Raw genomic sequence first — 14,047 nt, 5'->3', positions numbered from 1 at the left:
CTTACTGGTTAATTACTTTTTCGCCACGGTAGTAACCATCAGCAGTTACGTGGTGACGACGGTGAAGTTCACCTGACGTTGCGTCTACTGATAGTTGAGATGTTCCTAGTGCATCATGTGAACGACGCATGCCGCGCTTAGAACGAGATTTTTTGCTCTTTTGAACAGCCATGGCTGACTCCTTACTTACTATTGCGTTTTAGATCTTCTAAAACCGCAAATGGGTTAACGCGCTTTTCTTCTACGATTTCGCCAAACGAGGTATCAAAGTCTTTGACCTTACAATCTGTAATATCATGCATCGCAATCAATGGCAGATTCAAAATCAGTTCATCTTCTACAAGCTGAAAAAGATTTATCTCACCTTCTTCATCCCGTTCAACAAGCTCGTAAGCGCTTGGTAAATCGACTTCCTCTGCGTCGGCACGCACAGGACTGTAAATAAACTCGGTTTCACAAGTATACTGAAATGCTTCGCCGCATCTCTGACACTCAAGCATTAAATCAACCTTAGCATTACCTTTAACAACCGGCAGTCTCTGGTGATCAAACTCAAAACTCAAGTTTGCTTCAATATCATTGCAAATACCAAGGGTTGATTCCGCTAAACGGTTCAAAGAAGCCGCGGGGATAATACCCTGCATGTCTATCTTCTTTTGCGCCGCGCGGATAGGATCAACGCTAATTTGTATCTTAAGTCTTTGCATAAGGCGCGCATAATATAGATTCAGACAATTAGAGTCAAAGGAAAAACGCGTTTTTTACTGTTATTCTCGCTTTCTGTAGCTTGCTTAAAATACAATAGCCTCATCCTAGCTAAATTCCAGATATTAATATGAATAAAAAAATAATCTTGGCTTCTACTTCGCCATTTCGTAAAGCGCTTTTAGAAAAGTTACAACTGCCTTTTGAAACTGCTAAGCCGCAGACAGATGAAACGCCTTTACAAGACGAAACAGCCATTGAACTGGTGGAACGGTTAGCCATCGACAAAGCCAAAGCTGTTGCTGACTCGTCCAGCAATGCCCTGGTCATTGGCTCAGACCAAGTATGTGTAAATAATGGAGAGATCTTAGGTAAGCCCGGCAATTTCGAAAGCGCATTGGAGCAACTTAGCAATGCCAGTGGCAAAGTCATTAGCTTTTACACCGGCCTCGCGCTCATCAATACGGACTCAGGTAAGGTTCAGTCGTTAGTTGAACCCTTTCATGTGCACTTTCGTCAATTAAACGAAGCAATGATCACTCGCTACTTACACGCCGAGCAACCTTACAATTGCGCAGGGAGCTTTAAAAGTGAAGGCTTAGGCATCAGCTTGTTTTCTCGACTTGATGGCCGAGATCCCAATAGCTTAATTGGCTTGCCTCTCATTAGCCTGATTGCCATGTTAGAACAAGAAGGGATCCAAGTGATATAAACGGCCTGCTCACAGGTGCACCTCGCAGGGTTGCACCTCGTTTGCAGCAGTCCGCTATATTAGGCTGCTCCGGCTATGACCGGCTCCATCACGTTAAGCTCGAGCAAGCTTTTCCAACACCGCCAACAAATCGGCGGATACAGGAGCTTTGACTTGCAGCGTTTGCTCAATACCAGGGTGAAAGAAATTCAACTCAGCAGCATGTAAAAATAACCTAGTTAGGCCCTGCTCAGCCATTTTCTTAGAAAAACCGTCGTCGCCGTACTTATCATCGCCGGCAATGGGGTGTCCGTTACAAGCAGTGTGCACCCGTATCTGATGGGTTCGACCGGTAATAGGACTCGCTTCGACCAATGTCGCCCCTTGATAACGTTGAATAATTTTAAAACGCGTCTCAGATGCCTTGCCTTCAGGATGAACCCGCACGACCGATTGCTCCGCTTGCTTTAACAATGGTGCGTCAACCAAACGTTTGGTTTTAGGCCAATTGCCCAACACCAAGGCGTGATAACGCTTTTGCATCGTCTTTTTACGTAGCTGATCATGCAGCGCTTTTAATGTGCTGCGTTTTTTAGCGATCATCAAGCAACCGGAAGTATCTTTGTCCAAACGATGAGCTAACTCTAAAAAACGGCACTGGGGCCGCAAGGCTCGCAAACCTTCTATTACTCCAAAGCTCAGCCCGCTGCCACCGTGTACCGCTAAACCCGAAGGTTTATTCAGCACAATCAAATAATCATCTTCATAGACAATTTGTTGTTCAAGGGCGGCAATTTGATTAAGTTTTGGAGAAGGTGGAGCGTCTCGCTCAGCCACACGCACAGGTGGCACTCGCACGACATCACCTGCTTGCAGCTTGTATTCCGGTTTGATGCGTTTTTTATTGACCCTCACTTCGCCTTTTCTGACGATGCGATATACCATGCTTTTGGGCACGCCTTTTAAGCGTGCTATCAAAAAGTTGTCGATACGCTGACCTTGATACTCGTCATCGATGGTCAACATTTGTACTGTTTTATAAATATCGTTCATGGCGCACATAATAACAGATGATCTAGCCAATAATTGAAAAAATAATGCCTTGCTATATCAACCTACAAAGTGGGATAATCGGCTGGTTTTTTCCCATGGAAAATGAGGAAAAAAACAAAACAACCGCTATTTTAATATCTAACGTAGTAAAAATAGCGTTGTATGAGCGCCGCATTCAACCATTATAAGCCTGCCAGGCACGTTAAGCGTTCAACTATAAACTAGTACAAATTGTACGCTGCCAAGACAGCGCCCCATGCATTTCCAACCGTGAGGTTGCATTACATTGCTAAAGACCCGGGGCCCGCAGCAGCCAGTGGATGTGGCGAATAAAAATGAAACCGAATTTAATTGAGAAAATATGAAAAGAATGCTAATCAACGCGACTCAAGCAGAAGAGTTGCGTGTTGCCCTTGTTGACGGGCAAACCTTGTACGATCTAGACATTGAAAGCCCAGGCCACGACCAGAAAAAAGCAAACATTTACAAAGGCAAAATCACTCGTATTGAACCGAGTTTAGAAGCTGCATTTGTGGATTATGGTGCTGAACGTCATGGCTTTTTGCCACTAAAAGAAATCGCTAAAAACTACTTTCCTAAAGGTTACACTTACCAAGGACGTCCCAACATTAAAGACGTTCTAAAAGAAAACCAAGAAGTGATTGTTCAAGTTGAAAAAGAAGAGCGAGGCAATAAAGGCGCAGCGTTAACCACTTTCATTAGTTTAGCTGGCTCTTACTTGGTATTGATGCCTAACAACCCTCGTGCTGGCGGTATTTCTCGTCGCATTGAAGGAGACGAGCGCACCCAACTTAAAGAAGCGTTAAGTCAGTTGACATTACCAGAAGGCATGGGGCTCATCGTCCGTACTGCCGGTGTGGGTAAATCTGCTGAAGAGCTAGAGCACGACTTAAAAATGTTGATCAACCACTGGTCACACATCACTGATGAGTCAGCCAAACGCCCTGCTCCTTTCTTAATACATCGTGAGTCTAACGTCATTGTTCGTGCAATTCGTGATTATTTACGCCGCGATATCGGCGAAATCCTGATTGATCACGCTAAAACTTACGAGTTGGCTAAGCAGCACATTGAAATGGTTCGCCCAGACTTCTTAAGCCGAGTGAAGTTGTATCAGCTTGAAGCGCCAATGTTTACTCACTACCAAGTCGAAAGCCAAATTCAATCGGCTTTTCAGCGTGAAGTGCGTTTACCTTCTGGTGGCTCAATCGTTATTGACCCAACAGAAGCGTTAACTTCTATTGATATTAACTCCGCACGCGCGACTCGCGGTGGTGATATCGAAGAAACGGCCTTAAACACCAACCTTGAAGCCGCTGATGAAATCGCTCGTCAACTGCGCTTACGCGACTTAGGTGGCCTGGTCGTTATTGACTTTATCGACATGTCTCCGGTTCGCCATCAACGTGAAGTTGAAAACCGCATGCGTGAAGCTGTCCGTCAAGATCGCGCACGCGTGCAACTTGGTCGTATTTCTCGTTTTGGCTTAATGGAAATGTCTCGCCAGCGTTTACGCCCTTCATTGGGTGAATCGGCTTCTCACGTTTGTCCTCGTTGTAATGGCCAAGGCACTATTCGTGACAACGAGTCCTTAGCACTTGCAATTTTGCGCTTGATTGAAGAAGAGTCGATCAAAGAAAATACTTCGCAAATACAAGCTATGGTGCCGGTGCCTGTCGCGGCTTACCTGTTGAATGAAAAGCGCCGCGCGGTGGCTAAAATCGAAAAGCGCCACAACGTAGAAACTTACATCATTCCAAACGAAAACCTGCAATCTCCGCATTTTGAAGTGTCGCGAGTACGTAAGAACGATGAAGTTGAAGTGATTGACTACAACAGCTTAGAGCGCACTGCAGAAGTTTATCAACCAGGGCAGATAAGCGCAGCTAAAGCTGCTGCCGAAGAGCCTGCGATTCAAGGGTTTGCTCGTAACCCAGAAGCGGCAGCTCCCGCACCTAAGGCAGAACAAACGGCAGGACCTTCCATTTTTAGCCGTATCTTTGCTGCTATTGGCTCTATCTTCTCTAGCCCTCAAGAGCAACAAGAGGAAGAAAAAGCCGCGCCAGAGAAAAAGGCAAACTCGGGCCGTAATAACGATCAACGTCGTCGCCGTCGTAATAACCGCAATCGTGATGATCGCAATCGTGAAGACCGTAACGACCGCAATGAGCGTAGTCGTGAAGAGCGCGGCAATAAACGTCGTGGTAACAAACCGGATCAAGCCCGCGATAACGACGATCAAAAGAAAAATGAACGTCCAGAACGTCAAGAGCGTAAAGAAAAGCCTAAACGCAAGCGCCAAGAACGCAGCCCTGAGTCGCAAGACAAAGAGCAGGTTGTTGCAGAGCGCAGACAGCGTCGTAATTTGCGCAAAAAAGTACGCGTGAAAGATGAGAACCCACAACAAGAAGCGGCTGCTGTACAAGCTGAAGCAACTGAAAAAGCGCCGACAGAGAAGAAGCCTCGTCGTCAGCGTGGTCCTCGTCAAAAAACGCCTAAAGCCGATAACACTCAGGCGAACGAGCAAGATCAGAAAAACTCACCTGCAGTGAACGAAACGGTATCGGCCAAAACAGCTGAATCGACACCTGTGGTAGAGCCAGCAGTTAAGCCAACCGTTGAAGTCGCTGAAGCAACACCCGCTCAAGTAGAAACGGTTGATAAGCCTGTTGTTGAAGAGACTGCGCCTCACGCTGAAACAGCTGAAGCTAACAAACCTGCAGCAGCTAGCGACGAAGTGACTAACAATAGTCAAACCGGCGATGCTGAGGCGGATAACACCGAGTCGGATAAAGAATCTCGCCCACGTCGTGGCTCTCGTCATCTTCGCACTGGCAATTACCGCCGTAAACGCTTCAGCGACCAACGTAATGAGCAAAAAACGGAAGATCCGATACAATCTCGTTACCCTGAAGAAAATGACGCCACAACTGAACCCGCTGAGTCTAAACCAGCTATCGCTGCCGTTTCTCAACAAACTGACTCAAGTTTAGCAACGCAGACAGCTGAGCAGCCTGGCGCTACGCAAGAAAAAGCGCCACCAGCAGTGCCGGAAACGGCAGAGGCTGAATCAGTAGCCACTAAAAAGCCGGCTACGGAGAAGCCCAAGGTCAAGCCTGTAGTTAAAGCCGCAGCTAAAAGCGGTGGCCACGCTTGTTCGGGAATGACTAAACCGAACTTTGCCCCTGCAGCAAAAGAAACCGTGGTACCTGGAATCGCTTGTGACCGTGCGGCTATCAATAAGTCGGTGAAACAAGCAGGCAGTTTGTTTGCGACCAGCAAGGCCAGTAGCGACATGAGCCGTACTAGCCAATAATTGGTTTGACTATCGGCAATGACAAAGACCGCTTCGGCGGTCTTTTTTAGTGTATACAGGTGAGACATGAGGTCTTGCCATTAAAGAGAAAAATTGAGACATGTTTGAGTTCCCCAAATTCTCCAGCGCCAGTGTCAAGAACGACGTGCTGTCTGGATTAACCGTGGCGCTGGCATTAGTGCCAGAAGCCGTTGCCTTTGCCTTTGTAGCTGGTGTTGAACCTATGGTTGGGCTTTATGCGGCCTTCATGGTAGGTTTAATCACCTCTATTTTTGGTGGCCGTCCAGGCATGATTTCTGGCGCTACCGGTGCCATGGCGGTGGTCATGGTGTCCCTTGTCTCTGAACATGGCGTACAGTATTTGTTTGCTGCCGTTTTACTGGCAGGTATTATTCAAGTGCTTGCCGGGGTATTTCGACTAGGTAAATTTATCAGAATTGTGCCTCACCCAGTGATGATCGGCTTCGTCAATGGCTTAGCAATTGTCATTTTCCTCGCTCAATTTGGCCAATTCAAAGAAAAGGTCGGGATTGATGATGCCGGTAATAATGTTTACCAATGGCTCGGCAATACAGATCTCATAGTCATGGGCAGCTTAATTTTATTAACCATGGCTATCATCCACTTCTTGCCTAAACTGACCACTGCGGTGCCTTCTTCACTGGTGGCCATTGCAACGGTGACTTTATTGGCGATTGGTTTGGATCTTGATACCCGTAACGTACAGGATTACCTGATCAACATGACAGGCGACGTCAATGCAACTGTGCAAGGCAGCTTGCCAAGTTTTGCGTTACCTGACGTGGTCTTCAGTTTAGAAACGTTGAAGATTATCCTTCCTTATTCACTTATCTTAGCGGCTGTAGGCTTAATCGAGTCACTCTTAACCCTCACTGTGATAGATGAAATGACAGGTACCCGAGGCCGTAGTAATAAAGAATGTGTGGCGCAAGGTGTGGCGAACATGACTAACGGCGTATTCGGCGGCATGGGTGGCTGTGCCATGATTGGCCAGTCAATGATCAACATTAATTCAGGGGGCCGTGGTCGGTTATCTGGTATTACCGCAGCGCTAGGCTTACTCGCCTTTATTTTGTTCGCATCCAACATTATTGAAGTGGTACCACTTGCCGCGCTGGTCGGTGTTATGTTCATAGTGGTGTTAGGCACCTTTGAATGGGCATCATTCAAAGTCATGCGTAAAGTGCCAAAACATGACGCCTTTGTCATCATTTTGGTTACTGTGGTCACAGTGTTAACAGACTTAGCTATCGCTGTTTTTGTCGGTGTGATCGTATCTGCATTGGTATTTGCTTGGCAGCATGCTAAACATATTTATGCCTCTAGCACGCAACCTGACGACGAGCATAAAATTTACCGTTTGCATGGCCCACTCTTTTTTGGTTCAGTCAGTAACTTCCTTGAGCTGTTTGACACCAAAAACGATCCTAAGGACATCATCATTGATTTCGCGGACTCTCGTGTGGTTGACCACTCAGCTATCGAAGCCATCGATACCCTCGCCGAGCGTTATATTGCGGTGGGTAAAACGCTGCACCTTAAGCACCTAAGCCCAGAGTGTCGTCAATTGCTAAAACGCGCTGGTGATTTGGTTGAAGTGAATATGATTGAAGACCCTAATTATAAGGTTGTTACCGACACCTTGGGTTAAACCACTGGACCGTAAATCACGAAAAAGGGCTCTTAAGAGCCCTTTTTTATTTCGATTATTTTTTCCGCTTCGCTAACAGCCTGTCCAATTCATTTGCAAACTGCATTTTATCTTTTGCTCCTAACGGTGGAGGCCCACCGGTATTTACACCACTGCTTCTCATGGTGTCCATAAAGTCACGAATATTCAAACGCGAGCGAATATTTTCTTTATTAAACAGTTCACCCCTTGGGCTAAGTGCTGCGGCTTTTTTCTCAATGACTTCAGCTGCCAACGGAATATCTGCCGTGATCACCAGATCACCTGGCTCCACCCGCTCCACTATCTCATCGTCAGCCACGTCAAAACCGGACGAGACTTGTAATCCGTGTAAAAACGGTGACGGTGGCAAAGATAAATAACAATTAGCAACAAAAGTTGTGTGTATCGATGTACGCTGCGCCGCGCGGTATAAGATTTCTTTAATCACCACAGGACACGCGTCGGCATCCACCCAAATATTCATGTTTACTCTTCTCTTTCATGCTGGCATTGCCAACAAATTTCAAAACTGCCATCGTTTTCTTCATGACACTGAGTGCAAAACCAAGCCGGTGCATTATGCTGTTGCTTGATGGCTTCCACTAACTGTTGTGCTTTTTCATATTGCAACGGCTCGATCACCCATAACTCAGGCCAAGTATCAAAAGCGGGGATCTCGCCCAGTCCGGCTTGACTAAACTCGTTTCTCAGCAGGGTTTCAACGCCTGCTTGCGCCAATATATTTTTAATGTTGTTCACCATTATCGGATTTTCATGGGTGTACACCAACTTCATCTTAACTCCGTGGCCTTTACCTTGAAAAGCATGCTAGGCCTAGACATACCTTTGATAATTGCTAAACTGCGCCCATCTTAACATCCGAGTTTAAAAAGTCATGATAGAACGCCAAGAAACCAAACAACGCATGAGCCGAATTGTGAAGCATAATGGCACCATTTACCTTTGCGGTCAGGTTTGTGCAGATGCTAGCGAAGGTATTCAAGCGCAAACGCAAACCATGCTAGATAAGGTTGAAACGTTACTGCTGCAAGCTGGCAGTGATAAAAAGCACATGCTTTCAGCCACCATTTACATTAAAACAATGGACGACTTCGCTGCGATGAATGAAGTTTGGGATAATTGGGTTGAGCCTGGACACGCGCCTGCACGAGCCTGCGTCACTGCAGATATGGCTAGAGAGGCATTGCTAGTAGAAATTTCAGTTATTGCCGCCGAAATAGCGTCTTAAAGGCATAAAGACTTTGGCCTCTGTTTATTCAGAGGCTAAAGCCGATTTAACTCACAGAGTTTAAAACAAGATTGGCTTACGCCCTGTGGTCGAGTCCGTTTTACCTTCTGACTTTTTATCCGCTTTGGTGCGGGGCTGATTAGCGCTGGATTTTTTGCTCTTCGCCTTTTTACTTCTGGTTTTGTTTGGGTTTTGAGGGCCCGTATTCGCCACCGAAACTTTACTCTTACGCACCGGCTCACTGACTGGTTCATTGCATATTACCAAGTAAAACTCTTGATTAAACTCCACCAAGTCGCCGTCATAAACCTTGCATCGTTTACGCTGCTCTAATTCACCATTCACCGCCACGTAGCCATCGGCAATCACCACTTTCGCCTCTCCGCCACCACTGACCGCGTTAGCGATTTTTAACACTTTGTATAATTCTATTGGCTGGCTCGATACTTCAACGCCAATGGCTTCTATTTCGTATTCTTCACTCATGTTATCTTCATGCTTATCTTTTTCAGCACACCTTCACAGCCTTGCTCGATTAAATCAAGCACTTTCTCAAAGCCTTTTACACCGCCATAGTAAGGGTCAGGCACTTCATCCATACTTTGCTCAGTATGACTGAGTAACAGGCTGACTTTATGCGTAAATTCTGGTGGGCAGATGGCCAATAAATCCGTGATATTTTGATGATCTGCCGCCAGAATAATATCGAATGAGGCAAAATCGCTGGGTTTCACCTTACGAGAACGGATCCCGGAAAAGTCATAGCCTCTTGCTTGTCCTGCTACCATAGAACGTTGATCAGGCTTTTCACCTTTGTGAGCACTGATAGTCCCCGCAGAGTCCAGTGTCACCGCTATGCCTTGTTGCTTGGCTTTGAAACGCATCACGGCTTCCGCCGTCGGCGAACGGCAAATATTTCCCATACACACCATTAAAATTGCGACCGGTTGAGTCATGACTTACCTTTATTGTGACTAATCAACAAAAAGCCAGCATTAAGCTGGCTTTGTGAAACTGAGTATTTAGTTAAATAATCCATCTAGCGGCAGTTGCTTGAGTAACTCTTTGGACGTTTCATCACCCAATTTCTTACTCAATTCTTTTTCCACTTTCTGTTTTACTTTTTCAGACTCTTTTTTTAACTCACCAGCCATTAAAGCTTCCATATCAAGGGTATATTTAGGCTGTTGCCAAGTACCAGTGATCATTAATGGAATGTCTAAACCGGCAAGCTCTTGCTCCGATTTTCCGCCTTGTCCTTTCAGGCTTCCGACCACGTTTACATTAACTTTAAAGTCTAAAGCTTCTGCGACAAGATCAGTATGGCCTGTGCCTTTTACTCGAATTAACGGCGAGGTTAAATGCAAATCTTTGGTGCTGGCTTTGCCTTTGCCAACGTTAAAGGTTCCTGACAACGCGGAGAAGTCAGTTTTTTCTTCACCTTTAAAGTTGCCTCCTTTACCTTTCAGCTGAGCCTGCCCTTTGCGCACCATTAATGGGATATTTACGCCATATAATGCGCCATCGCTGAACTCAAAAGACGCCTTGCCAGCCAATGTCTGACGAATGCGTAATTCGCTCAAGCCTTGGCCTGATAGGTTAATGTTGGCTTTCATTGCCCCCGCCAGCATATCTAATTCAGCCACATCCGTTAACAATGGCCGCGCTTGTACACCCGCTAACTGCTGCTTGAATTTGAATGTAGCGGGTTGTTGGTTTGCATTAAGTTCAGCTGAAGCTTTTAATGTGCCCTGATAAAGCTGAGCGGACACATCCGATAATTTCGCAACCCCTTGTTTGATTTGGGTAGTGAAACCGACTTGGGTGACAGTAGCATTGGCAACCTTAACTTCATCCACCTGCATTTTACCTTTAAGATCAAGCGTCTTTAACGCAGATAAATCTGGCTCTTGTGGTGGCTGCGAAGCCTGATTGCTTGCACTGGAGTCAGCAGATTTTTGTGAATCATCAACGCCATTCACTTTTGCCAAAATGGCATCTAAGTCCAGTGTTTTAGCATTAAGCTGATAACGGATCACAGGTATGGCGCTATGAACGACGCTAGCCGAGCCAGTAAACTCATGCTCTAATGCGCTCAACACGAAGTTTTCAAACTTGGCTTGTTGTTTGGCAACATCGTAAGTCAGGTCGCCTTTTAAACCAATGACCTGCTGCCCTTCAACTATGCTGTCTCCTGCCACGTCCAACTCGGTCACCATTTCAGTGATGGCAATGCTGTCAAATTGTTTAGACAACAATAAGTTAAACTGGCTTTCCAAGCGCGCTGCCAGTCCTTCAGTGGCATAATCCGCTCCCAAGGTTACCGGCACACGTTCTCCCGGAGTAAACGCGGCCACTAATAAGCGCATGTTAGACACTTGTTGTTGTTGTTGCGTTTTTTCGTCGCGAATAAGCAACTGGCCGTTTTCAATACGAATGCCCGCTAAGCTGATTGCGATGTCTTGGCCAGCAGCGCCGGCACTTGTTTGCTCGCCTTGTTCTGTTTGAGCGGCGTTTTCCTGTTCCTTACTGGTCAACATCTCAAGGTTAGACAGACCTTTTTTATTGGTTAGGATATTCACACTGGCACCGGTCAACACCAGTTCGCCAATTTCAACTTGCTTATCCAACAAAGGCATCAGCGCCACATCCATACTGGCTTTGTCAAAAGAAGCAAAATTTGGCTCAGAAAAACCAGCGGGGTTACGCAGTTCAGTTTGACCCAATTCAAAGCCTAAACGGGGGAAAAACTGCCAACTTAAGTCGCCCTCAATGACTAACTCTGCCCCCGTTGCTTGTTCTACCTCCGCAATCAAGAGCAACTTCACTCGTTCGGTATCGACTAAACGCGTAATCACTACCGCAGCGACAACAAAAAGTCCGGCTAAACCGGCCACTACATAAAGCAGTTTTTTCATGAATATTCCATTTATTGAAGATTAATCTTGGTTGATGCGACTGGCCACTGCACCTTGTTGATTTTTGTATTTCGCATTTTCACGTTTGTTGTATGGGCGCGCCGCAGGAGCCGACAAAGTTTCAAAGTTTAACGCGCCAATTTTCATTTTTGGTCGCAGCGCTAAAGGCAGTTTACCGCTGTTATAAAACTCCAACACAATTCTTCCTGACCAACCTGGGTCAATACGGTGAGCAGTAACATGTACCATTAGCCCAAGACGCGCTAACGATGAGCGGCCATCCAACCAACCCACAATGTCGGCAGGTAAGGTCACGCTTTCATGAGTGACCGCAATAGCTAACTCGCCTGGATGCAAGAAAAAAGCTTCGCCATCTGCAATCGTAATTTCGTCGCTCATGACATTGTCCAGAGATTGCGCCACTTCTTCTTTAGGACCACTTAAGTCAATGTAAGGCGCAGTATGGTCGTTAAACACTCGAAAAGAGTTGCCTAAGGTCACATCCACACTGACCCCGGATATTTGATCCTGACCGGGCCTTGGCTCGATAATAATTTTGCCTTCATCTAAATATTGCTCAATGTGGGTATCGCATAAACGCATAGGTACTTCTCTCTAAGTCTTTAAAAATTGTCTAATTCTGGCTGCCAGCAAGTCGATGGCAATTTTATTTTTGCCGCCTCTTGGCACGATCAGGTCGGCATATTGTTTGGACGGTTCGATAAACTGTAAAAACATCGGCCGCACCGTTTCTTGGTATTGTTTGATCACCGATTCCATTGACCGGCCTCGTTCCTGCACATCACGCTGCAAGCGGCGCAGAAAACAAATATCAAGGGGCGTATCCATATATACCCCTGTGTGCATTATGTCTCTGACCTCGGCATTATTAAGGAGCAAAATGCCTTCTAAAATGATCACTTTTTTCGGCTTGAACTCGGTGGTTTCAGCGACTCGGGTGTGCTGCGAGTACGAATAGTTGGGTAAGTGAACCGTATTGCCTTGCTGCAGGGTTCGTAAATGCTCTGCAAGCAATTCGTGCTCCATGGCACACGGGTGATCATAGTTGGTTAATGCCCGCTGCTCCATAGGTAAATGGCTTTGATCTCGATAATATCTGTCTTCGGAGATAACGCCAATCTCATCGGGCCCAAAATCTTTACGTAATTTACGGTAAATAGATTGGGCAATCAGACTCTTGCCAGAGGCTGACGCCCCTGCAATCGCAATGATCACAGCTTGTTGTGTTGTCGCCGTCATCGTGTTCACTTACATCGCCTAATAATAGTTTTATTATGGAAGTTGCCGAGCGTTCCAGCAAGGAACTTTAATATTCATTACAATTGTTTAACTGCAATCACTTGGGGTTGTGCGTGCAACGTTTTAGCCATTTCTACAGTCAGCCTACTGGCCAGACTCAAATAATGCTGGCTCAATACAGACTCTGGCTCTGCGCTGACAGTGGGCAAACCATTGTCTGTGTCTTGGCGATATTGAATATGCAAAGGTAGCTGAGCTAAACATGGTAACGTGCGTTCAGAGGCCAAAGTTTGCCCCCCGCCGCTTGAAAAAATGGCTTCTTCATGACCACATTGATTGCACACATGGCTGCTCATATTTTCAATCACGCCGAGCACAGGAATGGATACCTTTTCAAACATACTGATGCCTTTACTGGCATCCGCAAGGGCTATGTTTTGCGGCGTTGTAACGACCACGGCAGCGGTTAATGGCACTTGCTGAGACATGGTTAACTGAATATCCCCAGTGCCTGGCGGCATATCCACAATTAGATAGTCGAGTTGGCCCCATTGCGTTTCACGAATGATTTGCGACAATGCTTTACTGGCCATTGGTCCTCGCCATACCGTGGCATCATCTTTTGGTACTAAAAACCCGATACTGTTTGCCACTACGCCGTGTGCGGTAATGGGTTCCATTGTCTTGCCATCATGGCTGCCCGGTCGAGCCTCGGCTTGGCCCAACATTATCGGCATCGATGGGCCATAGATATCAGCATCTAAAATGCCCACTTTGGCTCCCAGCTTGACTAACGCAAGAGCCAAGTTCACCGTCACCGTAGACTTGCCAACGCCGCCTTTGCCGGACGAAATGGCAATAATATTCTTTACCCCAGGTACGCTAGCTGTGCTCTTTTGTGTTTGAAACGCTGGAATATCTGTCTCAATCGTCAACGAAAGTCCAAGTGCTGCGATTTTAGACTGGGTTTTTAATACCAGTTGTTCGTTCCAATGAGGATCAAGAAAAGGCACCTGGAGGTAAACCTTTGTCGCTTCAAGGGTGATTGCCGAAGCCGGTAGCATTTCTACCCGGTTATCACAGTCCGATACACCAAGGATCTTGGAAACTTTTTCTAACAAGGTCATTTTTTAATTTTCTA

15 protein-coding genes are annotated in these 14,047 nt (G+C 46.2%); 4 read left to right on the top strand and 11 right to left on the bottom strand.

From position 1 onward, the window contains the following. Position 1: 1 nt before the first annotated feature. Together rpmF and yceD are read right to left on the bottom strand one after the other, a co-directional pair. Positions 2 to 172, bottom strand: a complete 171-nt coding sequence (gene rpmF, locus D1Z90_RS14210; RefSeq protein ID WP_119911441.1) for a 50S ribosomal protein L32 — start codon at positions 170 to 172, stop codon at positions 2 to 4. Positions 173 to 182: 10 nt separating this feature from the next. Continuing rightward, a complete protein-coding gene (gene yceD / locus D1Z90_RS14205; RefSeq protein ID WP_119911440.1) occupies positions 183 to 707 on the bottom strand; it encodes a 23S rRNA accumulation protein YceD in 525 nt (174 codons plus the stop codon). A gap of 128 nt (positions 708 to 835) precedes the next feature. Between yceD and D1Z90_RS14200 the strand changes: the two genes are divergently transcribed. Further along, the gene (locus D1Z90_RS14200; protein ID WP_119911439.1) at positions 836 to 1,417 is read left to right on the top strand and encodes a Maf family protein; all 582 of its coding nucleotides are present in this window, start codon (positions 836 to 838) and stop codon (positions 1,415 to 1,417) included. Positions 1,418 to 1,510: 93 nt separating this feature from the next. Here D1Z90_RS14200 and rluC read toward each other — a convergent pair whose 3' ends face one another. Continuing rightward, on the bottom strand, positions 1,511 to 2,449 hold the full coding sequence (gene rluC, locus D1Z90_RS14195) for a 23S rRNA pseudouridine(955/2504/2580) synthase RluC (RefSeq protein ID WP_119911438.1): 939 nt from the start codon (positions 2,447 to 2,449) through the stop codon (positions 1,511 to 1,513). A gap of 361 nt (positions 2,450 to 2,810) precedes the next feature. Here rluC and rne point away from each other — a divergent pair, with 361 nt between their 5' ends. Together rne and D1Z90_RS14185 are read left to right on the top strand one after the other, a co-directional pair. Beyond that, a complete protein-coding gene (rne, locus tag D1Z90_RS14190; RefSeq protein WP_119911437.1) occupies positions 2,811 to 5,786 on the top strand; it encodes a ribonuclease E in 2,976 nt (991 codons plus the stop codon). Positions 5,787 to 5,886: 100 nt separating this feature from the next. Then, positions 5,887 to 7,458: a SulP family inorganic anion transporter gene (locus D1Z90_RS14185; protein ID WP_119911436.1), complete on the top strand. Its 1,572-nt coding sequence runs from the start codon at positions 5,887 to 5,889 to the stop codon at positions 7,456 to 7,458. 55 nt (positions 7,459 to 7,513) lie between these two features. Here D1Z90_RS14185 and D1Z90_RS14180 read toward each other — a convergent pair whose 3' ends face one another. Continuing rightward, positions 7,514 to 7,963, bottom strand: coding sequence for a YaiI/YqxD family protein (locus tag D1Z90_RS14180; protein WP_119911435.1), 450 nt, complete (start codon positions 7,961 to 7,963; stop codon positions 7,514 to 7,516). A gap of 2 nt (positions 7,964 to 7,965) precedes the next feature. Next, positions 7,966 to 8,274 (bottom strand): putative signal transducing protein, encoded by a 309-nt coding sequence (locus D1Z90_RS14175; protein WP_119911434.1) that lies wholly within the window; start codon positions 8,272 to 8,274, stop codon positions 7,966 to 7,968. 100 nt (positions 8,275 to 8,374) lie between these two features. On the opposite strand from D1Z90_RS14175, the gene D1Z90_RS14170 reads away from it, so the two are divergent. Beyond that, entirely contained in the window at positions 8,375 to 8,728 is a 354-nt protein-coding gene (locus tag D1Z90_RS14170; RefSeq protein ID WP_119911433.1) for a RidA family protein, read from the top strand. 60 nt (positions 8,729 to 8,788) lie between these two features. Here the strand turns inward: D1Z90_RS14170 and D1Z90_RS14165 are convergent, their stop codons facing one another. The 6 genes from D1Z90_RS14165 to apbC form a co-directional block, all read right to left on the bottom strand. Next, complete coding sequence (locus tag D1Z90_RS14165; protein ID WP_119911432.1) at positions 8,789 to 9,214, bottom strand: RNA-binding S4 domain-containing protein; 426 nt, start codon at positions 9,212 to 9,214, stop codon at positions 8,789 to 8,791. After that, a complete protein-coding gene (locus tag D1Z90_RS14160; RefSeq protein ID WP_119911431.1) occupies positions 9,211 to 9,684 on the bottom strand; it encodes a low molecular weight protein-tyrosine-phosphatase in 474 nt (157 codons plus the stop codon). Before D1Z90_RS14160 ends, D1Z90_RS14165 begins: the two co-directional genes overlap by 4 nt. Positions 9,685 to 9,750: 66 nt before the next feature. After that, a complete protein-coding gene (locus D1Z90_RS14155; protein ID WP_119911430.1) occupies positions 9,751 to 11,646 on the bottom strand; it encodes an AsmA family protein in 1,896 nt (631 codons plus the stop codon). A 21-nt stretch (positions 11,647 to 11,667) separates the two neighbouring features. Next, the gene (gene dcd / locus D1Z90_RS14150; RefSeq protein WP_119911429.1) at positions 11,668 to 12,249 is read right to left on the bottom strand and encodes a dCTP deaminase; all 582 of its coding nucleotides are present in this window, start codon (positions 12,247 to 12,249) and stop codon (positions 11,668 to 11,670) included. Between the two features lie 12 nt (positions 12,250 to 12,261). Beyond that, complete coding sequence (gene udk / locus D1Z90_RS14145) at positions 12,262 to 12,906, bottom strand: uridine kinase (RefSeq protein WP_119911474.1); 645 nt, start codon at positions 12,904 to 12,906, stop codon at positions 12,262 to 12,264. Between the two features lie 77 nt (positions 12,907 to 12,983). Then, positions 12,984 to 14,033, bottom strand: coding sequence for an iron-sulfur cluster carrier protein ApbC (gene apbC, locus D1Z90_RS14140; RefSeq protein WP_119911428.1), 1,050 nt, complete (start codon positions 14,031 to 14,033; stop codon positions 12,984 to 12,986). Positions 14,034 to 14,047: the final 14 nt, after the last annotated feature.

Origin of the sequence: Motilimonas pumila, assembly GCF_003596335.1 — a bacterium.
Lineage (GTDB): Bacteria > Pseudomonadota > Gammaproteobacteria > Enterobacterales > CBDFNC01 > Motilimonas > Motilimonas pumila.
Note: the sequence above shows the minus strand (reverse complement) of the source record. Positions and strands in the feature narration are given on the sequence as shown.